The following is a 20813-nucleotide window of genomic DNA, read 5'->3' as shown; positions in this document are numbered from 1 at the left end:
TTCCCGCTATTTATCACTACCAACTATATAAAAAAATATGCACAATAACCCTGTCAAAGTTATCATGCATATTTGTAAAACTCTATATTTTTTATGGAATTCTAAAATACGTGATCTACTCTTAATTAGAAAGCATACAATTTAAAATGATCCGTACAATAAACATATAACTTATAGCTTTAAAATACCTTACTGGTAGACATAGTATAAGTTATAAAAGGCAACTGTAGTTTCACCTATTTCAATCAATGTTTGTAAAATACCCTCAGCTATTCGATCCTGTACCTTAGCATCAACAGGATATGTGAGATGTAGCAGATAAAGTAAGTTATGAACATTCCATATAAAATTTTAAAATTAATTTTAAATTCTAAATCATTAGTTCATTTCGTATTCCCATTAATAGGTAATCTAATATTTATTTTTATTGTATCTCCATCGCATTCAACCCAAATCTGCCCATGATGTAGTTCCACTATTCTTTTTGAAATAGCCAAACCAAGACCTGAACCTGGTATTTTACTTGCTCTTGAAACATCTACTCTATAAAATCTATCAAATATTTTAGCGAGACTTTCCTGTGAAATAGGATCACACTTATTAGAAAAAGAAAATAAAATATATTCATTATTCTTTTCTATTATTATTGATATATCTGATGATTTATAGCTATACTTCTCTGCATTGCTTAAAATATTATCAAAAACCCTAATGATTTTTTCAATATCTACTTCTGCAATCAGTTCTTTATCTGAAAAGTCCTTGATAATTTTAAGTCCCTTTCTCTCAAAAACAGGAGTGTATTCCCCCAATAATTGGTTTAACACAACATTTATATCTACACTTTCAAGATTCAATTTTATCTCGCTATTTGATAACCTTGTATATTCAAATAACTCATCTATAAGTTTTTTTAATTTTATTGCAAGATTATATGTAGAATTTAAATATTCTTTTTCCGATTCCTTGTTACTAAATTTTTCATTTTTTAAAATATCTAAATATCCAATAATAGCTGTTAGAGGCGTTCTTAAATCATGTGATATATTAGTTATTAGTTCATTTTTAGTATTTTCTAGCTCTCTTTCCTTTTCAAAGCTTCTTTTCAATTCTAAAGACATATAATTTATACTCTTGCAAAGCTCAGCCAATTCATCCCTACCTCTTATTTCAAGAGTTGTTCCTAAATTTCTATTAGCAATAAACTTCACTTGCTTTTCTATGTAATTTATATATTTTATTTCTCTCCTAACTAACAATAAGAAAGTTATAATAAATACTATAATAGCTGCAATAAATATCCCAAAACATATTAAATTAAGAACCCAAATACTTATGTTCTTTAAATTATTAATAAATATTACACAAAAAGTATGACTAGTTGTTAAATATATACCTATTGAAATAAAAAAACTAAGAGTTATCTTAATTAATAAATTAACACCTAGACTTTTTGTTATAATTAGGTTTTTCATATTTTATAACCTACTCCCCATATAGTTTTGATATAAACAGGTTGCTTTGGATCTTCTTCTATTTTTTCTCTTATTTTAGTTATATGAACCATTACTGTATTATCTGATTTGTAGAAGTCTTCTCCCCACACTCTTTCATAAATCTTTTCTATACTAAAGACTATTCCCTTGTTGTTTGCAAGAAGTTCTAGTATATCAAATTCCTTTGGAGTGAGCCTAGTTTCTCTCTCTCCTATAAACACTTGTCTTGTATCAGTGTTTATAGTTAAATTTCCAATTTCAATTATATTTTTAGGTGTATTTTGCACAGTGGAGTATCTAGTGTACCTTCTAAGCTGAGATTTAACCCTCGCAATTAACTCCATTGCATTAAATGGCTTTGTAATATAGTCATCAGCACCAGAGGCTAGACCTTGAATCTTATCTAGATCCTCCGATTTTGCTGATAGGAAAATTATAGGCATTATGTTTGTTTCCCTGATTTTCATACAGGTTTCTATACCGTTTATCCCAGGCATCATAATATCTAATAGTATCAGGTCGATCTCATTTTCAGATATAAGTTTTAGTGCGTTTCTTCCATCTTCTGCTTTTAATATCTCATACCCTTCGTTCTCTAAATATATCCCCATAACCTTTCTTATTTCAGCGTCATCATCAACTATTAAAATTCTATTTGCCATAAATAATCTCCCCCTACTAAGAATTTTGACATTTTAAAACATAGGCAGGTGGCATATTATGTACAACTCTCTCTAGTTTTATCTCATTAAAATAGCTGGATATAAATTCTTTTTTAATAAGAGTGTACTGAAACGTTATAAACAATCCATCCCTTTTTAATATGGTTCTTGTTTTCTTTAATATTTTGTTGGAAATACCCTTTGGCAAACTTGCAAAAGGTAATCCTGAAACTACATAGTCTATCTTTTTAATATCATACTGTTCTAAATATTTATCTACATTTTCAGCAGAATCGTTTATTATTACAACATTGTCGTATCCATCATATCTATCTTCTAGTTGCTTGCAAAACTCTTTATTGTATTCTAGTAATATTAATAACGTATCTTGTTTTTTTCTTTTAATAAGTTTATCAGTAAAAACGCCTGTACCAGGCCCATATTCAACTATGCACTTTGCATTGTTAAAATCTATATTATCAACCATTTTCTCCGCAAGCCTTTCTGAACTTGGTGCTATAGCTCCTACAGTTCTTGGGGATTTAAAATACTCTATTAAAAATTTCATAAGCTTCATACTAAAACCTCCTCTTATTCTTAATTGCGAACATTTACTAATGTTCGCTCATTGAAAATTATCTTATGGCTCTAGTATAAATACCAAATATTAAAATTCTCTTTTGAAATTTCTTAAGAATTCTTAAGTTTTTCCAAACTCTATATACCTAGCACCTGGTCAAAAAATAAAGAGCCTTAACAAATAGGATTCTTTAATCTTTTTAGTTATTTATATAATTAGAAAAATAATTGGTGTATAAATACAACTGATGAGCAAATAATCCCAATAATGAAAGAGAAGCTATTTCATCAAGCATTGGATCAACTAAAATCGTCTTATTTTTCATTAACTTCAGAAAAACATAAATATAGCCCAGACCACTAAACTTGATGATCTGAGCCCAACTAATGCTCACAATCTCATTAAATAGTTATATTGTTTAATTCTATCTACCACGTCTTTACATATCAAAGACCCTGGATACCTCTAATAGTAGACGCATCAAACAGAATCCTAATTTTTTCATTACTAATCCTCAGGTCTTCTTAGTGTTTTTTCTTTTTCAGCTACTAACTGTTCATATCTCCGAATTTTATAATCCAGACGTTCTAGTGTTTTCTTCATATCTTCCATTTTTGTTATGAGCTCCTTACGCTGCTCGATTAAGATTTCTTTTCTTGCCTCAATAGTTTCATCTCCCTGTTGGAACAGTGTACCATACTCAATCAATGCTTCAATTGGAAGACCTGCACTTCGCATACATTTGATAAAGTTCACCCACCTGCAGTCTTCTTCCGTAAAATCTCTAATTCCGTTTTTTTTACGATTCACAGGAGGAATCAGTCCAATACGTTCATAATAGCGAAGTGTATCCTGTGAAATACCAAGTTTTTCACTTACTTCTGCAATCATCATACGATTTCACCTCCTTTATTTAGTATTATAGTATTTGGAGTTAACTCCAAGCCAAGAGTTTTTAAATAGGAGCACTAATCTATGCTACTATATAAAAAATATGCACGATATCATTCGCAAAGTTATCGTGCATATTTGTACTATCATAGTGAGATAGAGTTGATTATAGTCTTATTAGTCAATAAAATATTTGTAAAGCTTTATATCTTTTTATGGAATTCTAAAATACGTGATCTAATCATAAGAGAAAACATACTGTTTAGAATTGTCCACACAATAAACGCATAACTTATAGCTTTAAATTGCCTTACTGGCAGACAGTGCATAGGTTATGGTGGAAAATTATAATGCTCTTTCAAGAATCTTTTGGCTTATATCCAATGTGAGATCCTGAGTTTCTGAGAGCGCTGTCATCCCATGAGCCTTTAACTGTTCAATAACAACTGGTATTTTATCAGCTCCAACGCCATATTGGGACAGACGAGTTTTTACACCAAGGCTTTCAAAAAATTCTCTAGTTTTCTGAATTGCCAAGTCTATCTTTTCCTCTTCGCTGTCGCTCTCTATATGCCATACACGCTCTGCGTATTGCAGAAGTTTAGCACGTTTTTGTTCACGTCTTACATCTAGTAATGCTGGCAATACAATGGCTAAAGTCTGTCCATGATCAATACCAAATAATGCGGTAAGTTCATGTCCAATCATATGAACCGCCCAATCCTGTGGAACCCCCGCACCAACTACTCCATTCAATGCAAGGGTAGCACTCCAAACATGATTTGCACGTGCATCATAATTTTCAGGTTCAGCAACTGTAGTTTCACCTATTTCAATCAACGTTTGTAAAATACCCTCAGCTATTCTATCTTGTACCCTTACATCCACAGGATATGTGATATATTGCTCAGTAGTATGCACAAATGCATCAATAACTCCGTTGGCAACTTGAATCTTTGGAAGTGTAAAAGTAATGGTCGGATCTAATATTGAGAATTTAGGAAAAGTTAACGGACTCATAACCGCAAATTTCCCGTGCTCATAACTTATTACCGCTCCACTATTCATTTCAGACCCAGTTGCTGGCAAAGTAAGCACCGTACCAATTGGAAGTACGTTACCTACTATCTCTGAAGTAATAGGCGTAAATCCGTACTTCAAAAGATCACGGGAATCTCCTTTGTAAGAAGAAGCAAGTGTTATGAATTTAGTTCCGTCGATAACAGATCCACCGCCAACAGCAAGTAAAAAATCTATTTTCTCACTGCGTACAATTTCTACGGCTTTTACTAATGTTTCGTAACGAGGGTTTGGCTCTATACCTCCGAATTCATAAACTTTTCTGTTTCCAAGTACAGTTTTAACTTTGTCGATAAGTCCACTTCTTTTAGCACTTCCGCCTCCATAGGTTATTAGAACTGTTGCATTGGCTGGAACATGCTTATCAATACTCTCAAGCCTATCCTTACCAAATATAATATGTGTTGGATTGTAAAAATCAAAATTAAACATAATAAAACCTCCTTTAATAATCCTTTTCAAAATTAGGAAATACCCATTTTATCTAACCAATTAGATACATTTGTTTTCGCAGAGGCTGCACTAGTTCCATGGATAGCAAGCCCTTTCAAAACGGTAGCTTCCGGGCATAGTTTTGCAATATCTTTTTCGCTGTGACCTAACCCGCTTCCTTCATGAGTACAAAACGGAACAATTGTTTTTCCAGAAAAATTATATTCTTCTAAGAACGTAAACACTGGCATCGGCATCGTTCCCCACCAATTTGGATATCCTAAAAATATCACATCGTAAGAATCCATGTTTTCCACATGATTCGTAAGTTCAGGTCTGACATTGGCACGCAGTTCATCTTGTGCAACCTCCGTAGTTTCTGTATAATCCTTAGGATAAGATTTAACTGCTTCTATATGAAGCATATCACTTCCAGTCACTTCCTGAATCATTTTTGCTACTACTTCTGTATTACCAATTGGTAAATCTACAATCCTTCTACTGACATAATTAGTTCCCTTACGTGAAAAATAGGCTATCAAACATTTTTTATCTTTTAAATTCATAATTTCATGTTCCTCACTTTCTTTTTGTTATTCATTGTCAATCATTATTTTTTATATTGTTAGTATAATTCTTGGAGTTAACTCTAAGTCAAGCATTTTTTCCTATGCACCGCCAGATTTTATAGTTAAATAAAGCAATTTCTGCAAAGGATTTCCGTATCAGATCTTTAATTCTACTCTTCAACAGCCTTAGTCTTTTCTTTTTTTGGGGCTATTTTCAGAACATAGTACATTCCACAGATATAGATTCCCATGATAGACAGATAATCTAAAAAAAGTTTTATAACGGATTCATCAGGGTTCCAATAGTCAAATGTATAATATAAGATTAACTTGGAACCCACATTTCTGTCGAAGGAAGCCTGCACTCCATGGACAACAATCAGCACCACAAAAACACGCAAAACAATTGTGTGGATATGGTTCATACCAGTTATTCCTGTCATCTTTCCTACTCCACCTATAATCATTCCCCAGTGCATTCCCAGATGTACAGCCATAAGAATCAGTCCCCAGTGCGCGACCAGCGTATGTATCTGCCGTGCAATTAACCCATTGTGTATAGGTATAAATACAAATATGGTACGAGATATCGGTATAGCACTTATCATCAGTACTACCATCATTACAAGGAGAAGCAGATTGACTGTTATGTTCAAAATACGACGTACATTCATCTTTCCTCTAAAAATTGTCTGATACCATCGTCTATTTAAAATATTGTGGACAATAAACAATACAAATAAGGAAACTCCAACCAGTTCATGTAGCATGTTCCCAGTAAAACGGTAAGCCATTTCCACTAGCATAAGAACAGTCATGACAAAGTCAATGACCAGCTTGATTAACATATTTCGATTCAAAAGTTTCTCCTCTTTCTGCTTTAATTACTTGCCTCTAATTTTTTAGTGCACTATGTTGCATCACCTATCTCGATTATATCTGCTTTATTACAGCTTTTACTTTATCATTCCAAGTTTACGTAGCCACGCTGACACATCTTCCTTCGCACTTTTTACGTTTCTGCCTCGGATTGCAAGACCATCCAGAATGGTTGATTGCGGGCAAAGTTTTTTGATATCCGTAACGCTTCGACCTAAACCACTACCCTCGTGTGTGCAAAAGGGAATAATTGTTTTTCCTGAAAAGTTATACTGCTCCAAGAAAGTAAATACTGCCATTGGCATTGTTCCCCACCAGTTGGGATAACCAACGAAAATCACATCGTAGGAGTCCATGTTCTCAACCTTTGTTGTAAGTTTCGGTCTGTAGTTATCTTGCTGTTCCTGCTTTGCTTGATCCACCAATGTATTATAATCGGTAGGATATGGATCTACCGTCTTAATTTCGAAAATATCACCACCCACCCTTTCGTGAATTTGATTGGCAATTACCTGAGTATTGCCAGAATGTGAAAAATATGCTACCAAAATTTTTCTTGTTGCAGTATTAGACTGTGTTTGATTATCGCTTTTGTTTTCTATATCAGATGAACCAGTTTCTTTTTTTTCTATCTGAGTGCTTTCACCGCTGTTTGTGGTGCTTCTGTTATTATTACCGCATGCAGTTAGCGTAAAAGCCATTATCATTGTAAGAGTTAATGCTAATAATTTCTTCATAATTTTCCCTTCAATATAATATAAATATTTCTAAATCCTTTAATATTAGATATAATCACATCATTCTTTAGAAATTTCTTTTGTAAATATCCATTGTTTTTCTTTAATATTCCTACCCTTAACAACAACATTATTACCATTTATTTCAATATACAGTCCTTTAATATAAGATTCTCTTCTTCTGCCACCTTTGCTATTTGCATCAGGTATAAGAGTATAATGAATAGTTCCAGTATGAATCATTGTGAATGGTTGATCTACCACTACACTACTTTCAGCTAAATCTCTATGAGTATGAGATGAAAATAATACTGCTTCTGGATACTTAGATAATATTTCTCTAATTTGTTTACTTTGTTTAACAGCAGGCATATTTCTATTCCCATAATCTAAAGGTTGATGAAGAAAAACAAATATTGGTTTTCCCTTTTGGTAATTTTCAGCTAATTTTTCCTTAAACCAATTTAATTGTTCATCAGATATAAAAGCTGTTATTGAATCTAATGTCTCAGAATTACCATCTTCAGACCCCAATGATATAAAATGATAATTATTCACCCATGTATCATGATACACTTTTTCTTCTCCAGAAAACTCAAGATATCTATTTATAAAGGCTTGAACTTGCTCAGAAGAATTCACCTCTATATCATAGTCAAAAAATTCATGATTACCTATATTCTTGATAGTTGTTTTAGGTAACAAATCCTTATTTTTGCTTAAAGTATTTTTTACTGAATCGTATTGCTTATCTAAACCTTGATCCATTGTGTCTCCATTTAATACTAATGCATCCATACTAGGGTTTATTGTATATAAATCATTGATAGTCTCCTGAAAGTTATCGATATTTTCATGAACATCACCTATTACAGCAAAAGCAAGATCTGCATTTGATTTTACTGTTGCTGTAGTTTTAGCAATAGGTCTAGGTTTGCTAATATATATAGATGACATTACACTTACAAAAATTATTATAATTGTAAAAATCACTATTTTAATCTTCTTCATTTTTAATCACCTCTAATATTTAATCTATTCGCGAAATCTCTTAAGCGTAAGCCTGCCTCCTCAAAATTAAGTCTAACACTTAGAGTTAACTCCAAGTCAAGATGTTTTTCTCTGTATAAATAAAATTAAATAGGCATCGAGCCTATTTAATTTGAGACAATTTCACTTTGTGAAATGTCAGCAAATAAAAAAACCTCTTTACACTTTTTTAATTCCAAACCAAGTGTAAAGAGGACTTAATTTATAAATTCCTATTTTGGATGCAGAAATATTAATCATCCGTTCTTTTCAGTTCATTTTCTTTCGTAACTACTGATTGTTCATATCTTTCTATTTTATAATCCAGGCGTTCTATTGTTTTTTTCACATTTTCCATTTTTTCTATTAACTGTTTACGTTGTTCAATTAATAGATCTTTTCTTGCCTCAATAGTTTCATTACCTTGTTGAAATAGAGTAACATACTCAATTAATATTTCAATGGGAAGCCCTGCACTTCTCATACATTTGATAAATTCAACCCACCTACAGTCTTCTTCCGTATAGTCCCTGATTCCACTTTTATTACGGTTTACTTCAGGTATCAGTCCAATACGTTCATAATAACGAAGTGTATCCGCTGAAATTTCATATTTTTTACTTACTTCTGCAATGTTCATGGAATTTCACCTCCTAATATCCGATATTATAACACTGAAAGCTAATTTCAAGTCAAGAGTAAGTTTATAGGATTTTCAAGTTACTCACCTCGGAAAAATAAAATTTAGTAGGCATCGAGCCTACTAAATTTGAGCAAATTTCACTTTGTGAAATTGCAGCAAATAAAAACGACTTTGCAAAGATGAATTACCATTTCTACAAAGGCTCTGCTTTTTAATATTTTCTTTTAACTTACTCTATACTCTCTTTTTCATTAATCCATATATCAATGTGAGTATAGCACTTATCATCACTACTACCATCGTTACAAGGAGAAGCAGATTGACTGTTATGTTCAGAATATGACGTACATTCATCTTTCCTCTAAAACTTGTCTGATCCCATCGTCTATTTAAAATATTGTGGACAGTAAACAATACAAATAAGGAAAGTCCAACTAGTTCATGTAACATATTCCCGTAAAACCGTAAGACATTTTCACTAGCATAAGAACTGTCATGACAACGTCAATGACCAGCTTGATTAACATATTTCCATTCAAAAATTTCTCTTCTTTCTACTTTATTAACCGTGTATACAACTTTTAGTCCTCCTTAAATCTCACAAATATTGTTGCTGAACAACACCCTTTCTTTTGGTAAAATTAAGCTGCCACACCAATTAAACTTTTAAAATGTATTTTTCAATAGCGTAAGCAACTCCATTTTCATCATTGGTTAAAGTAACAATATCACTATGTTTTTTCGCTTCTTCTTTTGCATTTCCCATTGCAATGGGCAATCCAGCTACTTTAAACATCGAAATATCATTGTGTTCATCTCCAATAGCAACCGTATCTTCTAATGGAATATGAAAATGGCGAGCCATTACTTTTAAACCATTCCCTTTATTCCCATTAATATTCGTTACTTCAAGATTAAAAGGAGTAGAAGCGGTAACATAGATTTCTTCAATAGATTCCAAATACAGCTGCAAACGTCTTTTCTGCTCTGGATCAAACCCCAAAATTAGAAATTTTTGTACTGTTAATTCTTTATTATTGATTACTTCCTCAATTTCATCAAAAACCGCTTGTCCCAATTCGCTAGGAGATTTAGTGTACTTTGGGTAGTTTTCATTTTCGTAGTATTCGTCTGGTACACGTCCTGATGATAGAACTCTTTCTAATCGTTCACTCCAATTTCTAGGAGCAAAAACGCCTTTGTTGGTAGAGATTTTATAGGGCATAAATTCCTTATCAAGTTCTAAGGCAATTTTTTGATTTTGAAATAGAGTCAAAGAGGTTAACTCTAACAAATTTCCATCGTCGAACACTGCTGTTCCATTATTGGCACCAAGAGGGCAATCTAAACCGTATTTAGCCAATTGTGCATTAATGGATTCGGGAGCTCGTCCAGATAATACCATGATGATATGACCTAGTTGTTGAGCTTTTTTAATCATTCGGATATTTTCTTCACTAATTTCATTATTGGAATTTAGTGTAGTACCGTCTAAATCAAGTGCAATTAGTTTCATGTGAATCTCTCTCCTTTTAATAGTTAATAATTATAGATATATTTACATAAAGTGATCAGAATCATATTTATTCCTACAATTATATGAAAGAAAAGCTGAATGACAAGTCACCCTGCGAGTCATCCAGCTTTTTCTTTGAAACAGATATCCTTAACTTGCGACGGGTATTATCGATAAAATCGCTTTGAATCTTGCCTGTTAAAAAAACAAGAACTTTCAGCCACACCCCAAGATAAAATTATGTTATTTTAAATTGTTATATTCTTCATCCGTTACAGGTTCCAGCCATTCTGCATCTCCCTTTTGGGCATTAGTACTTATCGCGATATGTGCAAACCAGCTATCCGGTGTAGCACCATGCCAATGTTTCACATCTGGATGGATTTTTACTACGTCCCCTTCCTGAAGCACCTGTACCGGCTTGCCTTCTTCCTGATAATATCCTTTTCCGCCGGTAACAAGCAGAATCTGGCCACCTGGATGCTTGTGCCAGTTATTTCTTGCTCCTGGTTCAAAAGTCACATTACCTATCGGGCAATTAAAAGTGCTGTCATTAAAAACCAGCATTTCAAGCCATGTTGCCCCTATAAAATAGTCATTTGTAATTTTTTTACCTTTAGGGAAGATTACACTTCCACTTAAATTATTTGATTTATCCATTTTTATTCTCCTTTAAAATTTTTCATGATACTACTTTCTTGTAATCAATACGAAATAATGCGGTAATTTCATGTCCGATCATATGAGTCGCCCAATCCTGTGGAACACCCCCACCGACTACCCCATTCAATGCAAGAGTAGCACACCAAACATGATTCGCACGTGCATCATAACTTTCCGGTTCAGCAACTGTAGTTTCACCTATTTCAATCAATGTTTGTAAAATACCCTCAGCTAAAGGAAGTTATACTTCAAAGGTATCAGCTACATCTTTTAAACATTTTGTAATCTCAATATGCTGTGGACAATGTCTTTCACACTGTTTGCATCCAATACAGTCTGATGCTTTTCCATGTGTTTTTGTATAATTACCATAATATACTCTTTGTAAGGAAAAACCGGAATTCAGGAATTGCTTTTCCGCATTGTATAATGCAAAATACTTTGGAATAGCTATGTTTTTTGGACAATCCTCTACACAGTACTGGCAGGCTGTACACGGAATCGCAATAGATTCGTTAATAATCCCCACCGCCTTTTTAACAATATCATATTCTTCCTGCACAAATTGCTTAAACTCCTGCATATAACCTGTATTATCCAGTAACTGCTCCATATCAGACATTCCACTTAATACCATCATAATTCCCTCATGACTTGCCACGAAGCGGATAGCCCATGACGGAATGGACATGTCAGGATGATATTTTTTAAATAACTTTTCTACTTTTTCAGGTACTTTCGCAAGCGTACCACCTTTGACAGGTTCCATAACAATAACCGGTTTATTATGTTTTCTTGCTACTTCGTAGCATTTCCTTGACTGAATGCTCTCATTTTCCCAATCCATATAATTAATTTGTAATTGGACAAAATCCACTTCAGGATGTGCTGTCAGAATTTCGTCCAATAAATCAGCAGTATCATGGAAAGAAAACCCAATATATCTTATTTTTCCTTCCTTTTTCTTTTCTTGAATAAATGCAAAACTATCTAATTTTTTGGCTATCTCATAATTTGCTACACCCAGGTTATGAAGAAGATAGTAGTCAAAATAATCTACACCACATTTTTCTAACTGTTCGTTAAAAATTCTTTCTTGATCTTCCCTTGTTTTCAAAAACATCGTTGGTAATTTTGTTGCTAAAGTGAAGCTGTCTCTTTTATGACGCTTTACTAAAGCTTCTCTCACAGCTATCTCACTCTTACCCATATGATACATATAAGCTGTATCAAAATAGGTAAAGCCTCTTTCCAAAAAAGTATCCACCATTTGATTTAATGTATCCATATCAATACTTCCTAGATCATTCTGGCTCTTTACTGGTAAACGCATGAATCCAAAACCTAATTTTTTCTTTTCCATCTCTGTATTTCCTCCTTGATTTTTACTTATTTATTATTTTTGTTTGATTTTAAATTATTTCCTCCTGCTATCTAAACTCTACCACTTGGAGTGAACTCAAACTCAATAGTTTTTTCCATTTATTCTAACTTTTATCAGCGCATATATTCACATCAATTCCATTGTTGATTTTACAAACACCATCAATACAACTGATGAGTAGATAATTCTAATAATAATTGATAACGAAGTATATCAATTAAATTGCGTAGAAATTCGTCCATTTTCCACTGATATATCGGTATACAGAAATGATTGCCTTCACAATCCAGTCAATAAACATAGCCACCCATGTGCCGAACATTCCCATGTTGAAATAAATGCTTAGTAGATAGGCTAAGGCAATACGGCAGAAAAACATGGACAAAATTCCAACCATCATCGGGAATTTGGCATCTCCAGATGCACGGAAGGTTACTGGTAAGGTGTAAGCAAGTGGCCAAATTACAACCATAAATCCTGCATGCCACCAAACATTCTGCATAGTCAAGGTCGTTGCAATCTCAGATAATCCATAAACATCCATTATGAAAGGCAGTAAAGCAAGTACCAATATACAGCTCACCACCTGAGCCGCATACACAATCCCCATAATCTTTTTAGTATAATATTTAGCCTGTTCATAATCCCCGGCACCGACACATCTTGATATAACCACAGTTAATCCAAGACCAATTGCCATACCTGGCAGCACTTGAAACATTACAATGGTGCCTGACACCGCATTTGCTGCAATTGCTGCAGTACCAAAGGTAGCAACTAGGCTTAATACAATAATTCTTCCAAAAAAGAATAAGCCATTTTCTAATCCATACGGAACACCAATACTTAAGATTCTTTTAATCATTGGCCAGTTAAATTTGTGTTTTAAACTTCTCTTTATATATATTGTTTGATTTTTGTTTAAAGCTAATGTGATAATAATAACTGCAGCAGCAATACGTGATATCAATGTAGGTATAGCAACACCTGCAGTTCCAAAGTTGAAGCCGTAAATAAGTATTGCATTTCCTATTGCGTGGGCTATATTCATAGCCAGCATTATTTTCATTGGCAATTTTGAATTTCCCATAGTACGGAAAATTGCAGCTCCTGCATTATATAGCGCAAGGAACGGAATAGATACTGCTGTAATCATCAGGTAGATATTCGCATGCCTACGCACTTCATCAGTAATCTGTCCGAACAAACCATTTAAAATAAGTGGTTTCACTAGATAGATTATAACCATGATTATCACGGAACTAACACCGGCAAACCATACTAGTTGATTCGCTGCTTCTCTTGCTTCTTTTATCTGCTTCTTACCCATATACTGTCCTGCAATGACCGCACCTCCAGTAGATAGTGCTGCGAACAAACTAATAATCAATGCCATGACGAAATCTACCAAAGATACACCAGACACCGCAGATTCCCCCACGTATGCTACCATAATTGAATCTGCCAATCCCACCAGATATTCTAAAAACTGCTCTATGATAATTGGTAGAAATAATTTAAATAAATCCCCATTAGTAAATAACTCTTTCGTAAATAACTTTTTTGTTGCTAAAGATGTCTGCTCCAATCTTAGTCCTCCTATTTATACATTTTTGCCCATTTCATAAGCCTGTTTTATAGCCTGGCTTCCTTTAATGTCTCCCTTATTCCAGGCTCCTGTTCCATAAATAATACCTTTTTCTTTTGCTCCACTCAGGCAGCAGGTAAATCCACGGAAGCCTTCCAACGTTCTTTCCATTGCCTGCTTTCTGTCATCCGCTGCAGTCGCAATAAAATAAAATTCTTTATTTCTAATCTCGGTATACCTTGCAACCGTTCTGTCAATTAATGTTTTCATCTGTCCATCCATTGTATAAAAATAAACAGGGGTTGCCATAACAATTACGTCAGCTGCAATCATTTTTTCCAAAACTTCAGCCATGTCATCTTTATAAACACAATTGCCGTTATTTCTTTTACAGCCATCGCAAGCCACACAATAGTTGATCTTTTTATCTCCTACAAAAATTTTCTCTACCTGATTTCCTGACTCTTTTGCTCCTAGCATGAACTGGTCACATAACATTTCTGAATTTCCACCTTTTCTTGGGCTTGCGGACAGCACTAATACTTTTTTATTCATCTCTATCATCCTCCATCTTCTTAATTATGTTTTATCTTTTTAAACTATTAATAACCTTTCTATACTAATACCCTATCAGTTAGAGTTAACTCCAAGTCAAGAAGTTTCTTTTTGAAAAAAATTTCTGACGATATATTCTTTCGTTTGCAACACACTTCTCTTTCACTTAACAGATTCACTGCCTAATAATAGGCTATCATCTGGAGTGGACTCCAAGTCAAGAGATTTTATAAAAAATATGCACGATAACCATCGCAAAGTTATCGTGCATATTGATAAAGCTTTAATGATATATGCATATCTCATGTTTTTTTAAGATAAAAACAAATATTGTAATATTTTTATGTTGTTAAAAACAAAAGAAGTGGACCTAGGTCAATATTTTGGACACAATTATTTTTTTAAAAATCAGCTGCTCTTGCTAAATCTTCTTTTGCTTGTGGTGTAAGGTATCCAATAGAGCTGTGTATTCGTTCTCTGTTGTACCATCCTTCGATGTACCTGAATAACTCCAGTAGTTGTGCTATAAATGCTTCGCTAGTATAATCGACTAAAGAAAAGGGAGTACTCCCTTTTCTTTAGTCGATTATCAAATGCAGAAATATCAGCAGCTATTAAAAGAAAATAATATAACTCAAAGTATGTCTAGAAAAGGAAACTGTCTAGATAATTCTGTAATGGAAAACTTCTTTGGACATCTAAAATCAGAGTTATTATACCTACAGAAGTTTGAAAGTATGGAACATTTCGTTAAGGAATTGGAAGATTATATAAATTATTATAATAATAAGAGAATTAAATGCAAACTAAAAGGACTGAGTCCTGTAGAATACAGGATTCAATCCCTATCAGTTGCTTAAATAAATATGTCTAACAAAATGGGGTCAGTTCATAATTACTATACCAATATCAACATTTTCTTTTAACAGAGCCTTTTAAATAAATAGGAAGTGAAGGCCATCTGTTTTCCGCTTATTTTGGATTAATTCAGTATAGATTACTAACCAGGATTTCTTTTTTTATACATCAAACTCCCCCAAAATGCTGCTTACAGCGTCATTCTCTTCATACTCATCCATCTGATGTGAGGGAATGATTTGGAAAAGTCGCTCCAGTATATCTATAAACCTGCTAACCTCCTCTTTTTCGTATGATATTACTATCGGTGCAAACCATTCCTTATGCTCACTCAACACTTTGAACAGTATATTGGAAAAATTTGACACCTTAGGCGTAGGAGTAACAGTCAGTTCCTCGGCCTTCAACACCGGGTCGGACGGTTCATAAGAAGATGGCCTGAAAGAGGTAAGAAGCATCTGAGTTATGACCAAGTAGCCAAAAGGCGTGGGATTATGTGAAAAATAACCCGATGTCTCCTTAAGGAATCCTATCAAATCATTTATCCCTTTTTCATTCAGCCATGGGTGATAAAATATGTAATTAATATTAAAGGGTATTTTTTCCTTACTGCAAAATTTGAGGGCCTCCCTATGGCTGGAAAGACTTGAAGGTAGCTTGAATTTGTCCAGTACATCCTGCGACACAAAGTCAATATTCAGGTATAGCGCCAGGTTAACTTTTTTTGCGGCCCGCTCCAATATACCAATGTTTTGAACCACATCAAACGTTGATGTGGTGAATTCAAGCCTGATGTCGCTAAGCCCTGAACTGTTCAGCATTTCGCACAACTGAAAAAAATCATGATTTTTTTCAAAATCCTCATGAAGCACCTGTTCGGCTACAAGCCTGATCCTTTTTATATCCTTTTTATAAAGCCTTTCAATGTCATTAAAAACATCAACCGTTTTTCTTTTCCTTATTAGGTCTGCCTCGTTATAAACGCTTTTATAATTCGCCCCGCAAGAACAGTAAGCGCAGATCCTGTTGCAACCTGTGCTGTAAAGGACATACCCGGTTTTTCCCTTTATGTAGCTATCACATTCAGTCATAAGATATTCATCCGGGTTCCACAATTCACCACGAATAGGGCTACCACCAAAAACAAGCCAGCCATCTGCACCATTAGCAGCAATTAGAGTTTTCAGCAGCTCTGAAAGGGTTTTTTGGTAATCACCGTATATAAGTATCTCGTTCTCTGAAAGACCGTCAACCAATTCATCCCTTTTGTATGAAGCTAACCACCCTATTATTATAACTTTTCCAAAATCTTCTAGAAAGGCCCTCAATCTATTTAATATTATAAATTTCTCATCATACTTGCTTGCAAATATGATTGATATGAAATTTTCGCCCTGAACCTCCGGCAAAACGGGGTCTTTCCAATTGATTTCATATATTTTATATTGGATTTCGTGATAATCAAGATGTCCTGTTAGAAACAGCAGCTCATAAGGTATAGTGTCACCGGATATATGAAATATATTTATGTAAGAATTATTAATCATATAAAGCACCATTTTCTTAATAGTAATTATAATTATATTGGCATAGACAGTTAAATGATCCTAAAGTCTCTCTCGAGTGATATCATTTTCTATATGAATAGAGAATACATAATTTAACAGTTTGACTCTAACCAAATTATTTAATCATAGAGCTTTGTTAATAGGATTATCAAAATCAGGTGTTTTGGCTGTGCCACCGTGGCAGTACTGCCCGCCATGGCAAGTTGTAGCAACAAGGTCCAATCTTTTCCTTATCAACGGTTCCATCTCAGCAAACCTTTCCACCATATTGTTGTACTGCGACCTAATTTCAATCAGTTTATCAGAATTTATGGTACTCATGCACTATTCCTCCTTTTTTGATTATAAATTACTTCTTTACATCTCCCACCGAGCATTTTTCGCCAACAGAGCATCCTCCAGCTTCTCCTCTAGCTTCGCTACTAAAAACCCAGTCTGGAAGTGTATCATATTTATCCAATATTTCTTTTAGAATGACAGTATATTTCTTCCTTATCTCCAGAAAGTTTTCATTTAAATTTGCTTCATTACTTGTTGCCATTTCTAACCCTCCTTTACTTTCTTCTTTCATCAGAAAACTCATCGCCTGTAGAGCACTTCATGCCACTACCACAGCCCATAATATTGCTATCCTTGTCAATACGCAGATTACATGCTCCGAGTTTTGCAGCCTTCTTCAACAAAGCTTCATACTTAGACCTCAGTTCAACAACAGCTTTATAGTTTTCACTCATTTTCCTACCTCCGAAATCTTTTTATTTAGTATTTTATGTCAGGCTGCAACCTACAAAAAATTATTATTGGACAAGGTATTCCGCTGGGAATACGCCCCTTTCATACAAATACTGGCACCACGGATGAGGCTCTGAGAAAACCCTCTTACCTTGATACGCTAACGCTCTGCAACTCCCATGGCATCTATCCAATAAAACACATTTGTTGCAAACGCCCGTTATACCGTTCGGCATGCATTCTCTTGCCTCTTTTAGAATTTCATTGTTCTCCCAGATATTCTTTACAGACGACATACCCGCACTGCCAAACTTCAGTTCGCCTTCCGTATAGCCTATGCCACAGAATGACAGTTCCCCATTGCTGAGCACACCGAGAATATTGAGGAATGGGCAGCTCCCACACTGTCCAAGTGCTATTTCCTTTAATTTAAAGAATGATGGAGGTCCTTCCATGAAAAGATGAAGCCCATATTTCTTTTCAAAGTCTTTTTTCTGTAAGTTTTTAAACAATTCGTGCACTTCGATAGGATTGAGCATTATCTTTCTTATTTCACGCTCTCCGGTAATTCCAAGCTCATTGACAGGGTTTATCTTATGCTCTTTTACTCCCATGCCTGCAATAAGGCGACTTATATTCTCAATATCATCTATATTGTCTTTTGATACTGCGGTAATGACTTTTAGGGTGGATGTAATAGGAGCAAGGTGTTTTATCGCCTGTATAGCTAGGTCGTATGCGCCTTTAACCCTCCTTATCTTGTCATGCCTCTCCGCCGTCGAACCGTCAAGGCTTATAGATATATTAACCATGTTTTTTGCAAGAAAAGCTGCCATCTTGCTGTCAATCATTGTTCCGTTCGTCTCAATAGCAACCTCCACGTTCCGTGCCACCAGACCTGTAATCAGTTCCTTTATGTTTGGACGGAGAAGAGGCTCTCCACCTGTTATTTTTACTATGCTGAGCCCCAAAGGGATAGCTTCATCAATAACACTAAATATGTCATCCATTGAAACATCCTGATTGAAATCATGACTTCTACCCTTATTGGTAAAGTCTGTTCTTTGATAGCAGTGGGCACATCTTAGATTGCATGCCTGAGTAACATAGAGGTAAATGCTGCTCAATTCAGGAACTTTCTTCCTGGATCCGACCACTCTATCAGATACCCGATTCCCCTCTTCGTCTGACGGCAAAATAGCCCCTTTCTCAATAAGGTTTTTGAAAGACCATTTGATATCTGTATCCATACTATTGATTATGGGATTCGAGGATTTATAAGACTCAATCAGTGCATAGGCATCATCGATGGTAAACTTGCCATCACTGAATGTATATATAATCAATGACAGTGGTGATAAAATCATCGTTTCACCGCTATTTTTGTTTCTAATAAGACCTAAATAGGTTTCCTTATCCCAATAATGCAAAGTATATTCAGGATTTCGTACCCATACTGTTTGTTTTTCTACCAATTGCCTGCCTCCTTGATCATTATTACTCACTTGAACTTTTTGTAATTTTTTACATGTTATATAGTATAGTCAATTAATTTTAAAATATACTATATTGCAAATAAAACTTATTCCTACCTATCTTGGTGCACTGCCTGACACCCTTGCGAGAGAGTCTACGATTGAGCTTGATAATGTTTTTGCGCGCACTACGGAAACTTTATAAAAAAACAGACCTTAAAGGTTTATTTTTAACACTTATGAATTCTCCTTTATAAATTCATCATAAGAACCAATTTTCGTAAAATTAATTGAGTACTTACTTTAGACTATACTAGATTTGTTAGACACATAAAAATATAGATGGTACGATAAACTAAATGAAGCAGGTATAAAGTTTGTTACTCGAGGATTAAAAAATGCAGCGGTAATGGAAGAAAGGATTATCGACGCGGAGCCCACTAATAATGTATATGATACAGAAGTTATCATGGGTTCTACATCTAGCGGAAATTTAACGTTTAATAGCTATAGGGAGATAATGACATTTGATGAAAATGATGAGCCAGTAACATTTATAACTAATATTTTCAATTTATCGAAAGAAGATATAATTGCAATCTACAAGAACCGTTGGGAAATAGAAGTTTTTTTTAAATGGATAAAACAAAATCTTAGAATAAAGAAATTTATAGGATACAACGAAAATGCGATAAAGATTCAAATATTCTCAGCATTAATAACTTATATGTTAATTTATCTAAGCTGTAAAGCTAGAAATACTGAAGTAAAGTACTCAATGCTTATGCTAACTCGAATAATCCGTTCTAATTTACTTGAAGCTTATGATGAGTATTTTATCGAATATTTTAAAACAGGCTAGTACTCGCAAAATTGAAAATTTTGCTTTCGTTTAATGTAGAATTAGTCTATATAAATTTAATGGAATAATATTCATAATAAGTAATGTATAAGAAAAAGGCAGTTAGTGAATTATATTTTCAATTCATATGACTGCCTTTTTATAAGAGTCAATAGGCTGTTATTGTATTAATGCAACAGCAGAACTGCTGACGGGCTCTTCTAAAAAACAAATAAATTTTAACTCATATTCGCTTAATATCGAATTTTCTTTCTCCCTTTGTTTTCTTAGCCTATTTTGCTCCCTCACCTTCTTCACACCTTCTACATTTTATAGCTATTGGTTTTAAAATTATTCACCATTTTGAGTAGCCTGGTAAATAATATAATAAGTAATAAATCAAATATAAAATTCCTGCAATCCCTAAAAAAATTCAACTTTAATCATAAATCATAGTACTAAAGATAAAATAGACATCAAACCTAATTACTTTCGCCTAAATTTCACTTCGCAAATTACGGAAAATCGAGTAGGAGGAGAAATAAAATAATTTCTCCGACCTCTCACACCACCGTACGTACCGTTCGGTATACGGCGGTTCCTTAGGAATTATGTACTTTAGAATATTGCGCCTT

Annotated in this window: 20 protein-coding genes and 2 pseudogenes; 2 read left to right on the top strand and 20 right to left on the bottom strand. The window is 34.1% G+C overall.

Annotated features, from left to right (window positions below):
• Positions 1–383: 383 nt before the first annotated feature.
• The 15 genes from CPJCM30710_RS04960 to CPJCM30710_RS04885 form a co-directional block, all read right to left on the bottom strand.
• Positions 384–1475, bottom strand: a complete 1092-nt coding sequence (locus tag CPJCM30710_RS04960) for a sensor histidine kinase (protein ID WP_212903077.1) — start codon at positions 1473–1475, stop codon at positions 384–386.
• Positions 1472–2158, bottom strand: a complete 687-nt coding sequence (locus CPJCM30710_RS04955) for a response regulator transcription factor (protein WP_212903076.1) — start codon at positions 2156–2158, stop codon at positions 1472–1474. The genes CPJCM30710_RS04960 and CPJCM30710_RS04955 overlap by 4 nt, the downstream gene beginning before the upstream one ends.
• A 16-nt stretch (positions 2159–2174) precedes the next feature.
• Positions 2175–2735, bottom strand: a complete 561-nt coding sequence (locus CPJCM30710_RS04950) for a class I SAM-dependent methyltransferase (RefSeq protein WP_212903075.1) — start codon at positions 2733–2735, stop codon at positions 2175–2177.
• A 510-nt stretch (positions 2736–3245) separates the two neighbouring features.
• Entirely contained in the window at positions 3246–3632 is a 387-nt protein-coding gene (locus CPJCM30710_RS04945) for a MerR family transcriptional regulator (protein WP_212903074.1), read from the bottom strand.
• A gap of 342 nt (positions 3633–3974) precedes the next feature.
• Positions 3975–5141, bottom strand: coding sequence for an iron-containing alcohol dehydrogenase (locus CPJCM30710_RS04940; RefSeq protein WP_212903073.1), 1167 nt, complete (start codon positions 5139–5141; stop codon positions 3975–3977).
• Positions 5142–5173: 32 nt separating this feature from the next.
• The gene (locus CPJCM30710_RS04935; RefSeq protein ID WP_212903072.1) at positions 5174–5707 is read right to left on the bottom strand and encodes a flavodoxin; all 534 of its coding nucleotides are present in this window, start codon (positions 5705–5707) and stop codon (positions 5174–5176) included.
• Between the two features lie 173 nt (positions 5708–5880).
• A complete protein-coding gene (locus tag CPJCM30710_RS04930) occupies positions 5881–6570 on the bottom strand; it encodes a DUF4405 domain-containing protein (RefSeq protein WP_212903071.1) in 690 nt (229 codons plus the stop codon).
• Positions 6571–6666: 96 nt separating this feature from the next.
• On the bottom strand, positions 6667–7326 hold the full coding sequence (locus CPJCM30710_RS04925) for a flavodoxin (protein ID WP_212903070.1): 660 nt from the start codon (positions 7324–7326) through the stop codon (positions 6667–6669).
• A gap of 60 nt (positions 7327–7386) precedes the next feature.
• Complete coding sequence (locus CPJCM30710_RS04920; RefSeq protein ID WP_212903069.1) at positions 7387–8337, bottom strand: metallophosphoesterase family protein; 951 nt, start codon at positions 8335–8337, stop codon at positions 7387–7389.
• Between the two features lie 271 nt (positions 8338–8608).
• Positions 8609–8995, bottom strand: a complete 387-nt coding sequence (locus tag CPJCM30710_RS04915; protein WP_212903068.1) for a MerR family transcriptional regulator — start codon at positions 8993–8995, stop codon at positions 8609–8611.
• 661 nt (positions 8996–9656) lie between these two features.
• Positions 9657–10514 (bottom strand): Cof-type HAD-IIB family hydrolase, encoded by an 858-nt coding sequence (locus CPJCM30710_RS04910; RefSeq protein WP_212903067.1) that lies wholly within the window; start codon positions 10512–10514, stop codon positions 9657–9659.
• 243 nt (positions 10515–10757) lie between these two features.
• Positions 10758–11174 (bottom strand): (R)-mandelonitrile lyase, encoded by a 417-nt coding sequence (locus tag CPJCM30710_RS04905; protein WP_212903066.1) that lies wholly within the window; start codon positions 11172–11174, stop codon positions 10758–10760.
• 244 nt (positions 11175–11418) lie between these two features.
• The gene (locus CPJCM30710_RS04895; protein ID WP_212903065.1) at positions 11419–12540 is read right to left on the bottom strand and encodes an aldo/keto reductase; all 1122 of its coding nucleotides are present in this window, start codon (positions 12538–12540) and stop codon (positions 11419–11421) included.
• 238 nt (positions 12541–12778) lie between these two features.
• Entirely contained in the window at positions 12779–14149 is a 1371-nt protein-coding gene (locus tag CPJCM30710_RS04890) for an MATE family efflux transporter (protein WP_212903064.1), read from the bottom strand.
• A 15-nt stretch (positions 14150–14164) separates the two neighbouring features.
• Entirely contained in the window at positions 14165–14704 is a 540-nt protein-coding gene (locus CPJCM30710_RS04885) for a flavodoxin family protein (RefSeq protein WP_212903063.1), read from the bottom strand.
• 587 nt (positions 14705–15291) lie between these two features.
• Between CPJCM30710_RS04885 and CPJCM30710_RS04880 the strand changes: the two are divergent.
• Positions 15292–15564: pseudogene (locus CPJCM30710_RS04880) on the top strand (transposase); the annotation flags it as partial.
• A 159-nt stretch (positions 15565–15723) separates the two neighbouring features.
• On the opposite strand, the gene CPJCM30710_RS04875 reads toward CPJCM30710_RS04880, so the two are convergent.
• From CPJCM30710_RS04875 to CPJCM30710_RS04855, 5 genes are all read right to left on the bottom strand, one after another.
• A complete protein-coding gene (locus CPJCM30710_RS04875) occupies positions 15724–17109 on the bottom strand; it encodes a radical SAM protein (protein WP_212903062.1) in 1386 nt (461 codons plus the stop codon).
• A 144-nt stretch (positions 17110–17253) separates the two neighbouring features.
• Positions 17254–17451, bottom strand: coding sequence for a hypothetical protein (locus CPJCM30710_RS04870; protein WP_212903061.1), 198 nt, complete (start codon positions 17449–17451; stop codon positions 17254–17256).
• 28 nt (positions 17452–17479) lie between these two features.
• On the bottom strand, positions 17480–17671 hold the full coding sequence (locus CPJCM30710_RS04865; RefSeq protein WP_212903060.1) for a hypothetical protein: 192 nt from the start codon (positions 17669–17671) through the stop codon (positions 17480–17482).
• A gap of 13 nt (positions 17672–17684) precedes the next feature.
• Complete coding sequence (locus CPJCM30710_RS04860; RefSeq protein WP_212903059.1) at positions 17685–17864, bottom strand: hypothetical protein; 180 nt, start codon at positions 17862–17864, stop codon at positions 17685–17687.
• Positions 17865–17927: 63 nt separating this feature from the next.
• Positions 17928–19337: a radical SAM protein gene (locus CPJCM30710_RS04855; RefSeq protein ID WP_212903058.1), complete on the bottom strand. Its 1410-nt coding sequence runs from the start codon at positions 19335–19337 to the stop codon at positions 17928–17930.
• A gap of 349 nt (positions 19338–19686) precedes the next feature.
• On the opposite strand from CPJCM30710_RS04855, the pseudogene CPJCM30710_RS04850 reads away from it, so the two are divergent.
• A pseudogene (locus CPJCM30710_RS04850) lies at positions 19687–20199 on the top strand (transposase); the annotation flags it as partial.
• Positions 20200–20813 lie beyond the last annotated feature (614 nt).

Origin of the sequence: Clostridium polyendosporum, from assembly GCF_018332455.1 — a bacterium.
Taxonomy (GTDB): Bacteria; Bacillota; Clostridia; order Clostridiales; family Clostridiaceae; genus Clostridium_AY; species Clostridium_AY polyendosporum.
Note: the sequence above shows the minus strand (reverse complement) of the source record. Positions and strands in the feature narration are given on the sequence as shown.

Excerpts from the sequence above, each read along its gene's own strand:
- CPJCM30710_RS04920 (WP_212903069.1), bottom strand. The coding sequence starts at position 8,337 with ATGAAGAAGATTAAAATAGTGATTTTTACAATTATAATAATTTTTGTA.
- CPJCM30710_RS04945 (WP_212903074.1), bottom strand. The coding sequence starts at position 3,632 with ATGATGATTGCAGAAGTAAGTGAAAAACTTGGTATTTCACAGGATACA.
- CPJCM30710_RS04895 (WP_212903065.1), bottom strand. The coding sequence starts at position 12,540 with ATGGAAAAGAAAAAATTAGGTTTTGGATTCATGCGTTTACCAGTAAAG.
- CPJCM30710_RS04875 (WP_212903062.1), bottom strand. The coding sequence starts at position 17,109 with ATGATTAATAATTCTTACATAAATATATTTCATATATCCGGTGACACT.
- CPJCM30710_RS04935 (WP_212903072.1), bottom strand. The coding sequence starts at position 5,707 with ATGAATTTAAAAGATAAAAAATGTTTGATAGCCTATTTTTCACGTAAG.
- CPJCM30710_RS04940 (WP_212903073.1), bottom strand. The coding sequence starts at position 5,141 with ATGTTTAATTTTGATTTTTACAATCCAACACATATTATATTTGGTAAG.
- CPJCM30710_RS04955 (WP_212903076.1), bottom strand. The coding sequence starts at position 2,158 with ATGGCAAATAGAATTTTAATAGTTGATGATGACGCTGAAATAAGAAAG.
- CPJCM30710_RS04925 (WP_212903070.1), bottom strand. The coding sequence starts at position 7,326 with ATGAAGAAATTATTAGCATTAACTCTTACAATGATAATGGCTTTTACG.
- CPJCM30710_RS04870 (WP_212903061.1), bottom strand. The coding sequence starts at position 17,451 with ATGAGTACCATAAATTCTGATAAACTGATTGAAATTAGGTCGCAGTAC.
- CPJCM30710_RS04960 (WP_212903077.1), bottom strand. The coding sequence starts at position 1,475 with ATGAAAAACCTAATTATAACAAAAAGTCTAGGTGTTAATTTATTAATT.
- CPJCM30710_RS04910 (WP_212903067.1), bottom strand. The coding sequence starts at position 10,514 with ATGAAACTAATTGCACTTGATTTAGACGGTACTACACTAAATTCCAAT.
- CPJCM30710_RS04860 (WP_212903059.1), bottom strand. The coding sequence starts at position 17,864 with ATGAGTGAAAACTATAAAGCTGTTGTTGAACTGAGGTCTAAGTATGAA.
- CPJCM30710_RS04915 (WP_212903068.1), bottom strand. The coding sequence starts at position 8,995 with ATGAACATTGCAGAAGTAAGTAAAAAATATGAAATTTCAGCGGATACA.
- CPJCM30710_RS04950 (WP_212903075.1), bottom strand. The coding sequence starts at position 2,735 with ATGAAGCTTATGAAATTTTTAATAGAGTATTTTAAATCCCCAAGAACT.
- CPJCM30710_RS04885 (WP_212903063.1), bottom strand. The coding sequence starts at position 14,704 with ATGAATAAAAAAGTATTAGTGCTGTCCGCAAGCCCAAGAAAAGGTGGA.
- CPJCM30710_RS04905 (WP_212903066.1), bottom strand. The coding sequence starts at position 11,174 with ATGGATAAATCAAATAATTTAAGTGGAAGTGTAATCTTCCCTAAAGGT.
- CPJCM30710_RS04865 (WP_212903060.1), bottom strand. The coding sequence starts at position 17,671 with ATGGCAACAAGTAATGAAGCAAATTTAAATGAAAACTTTCTGGAGATA.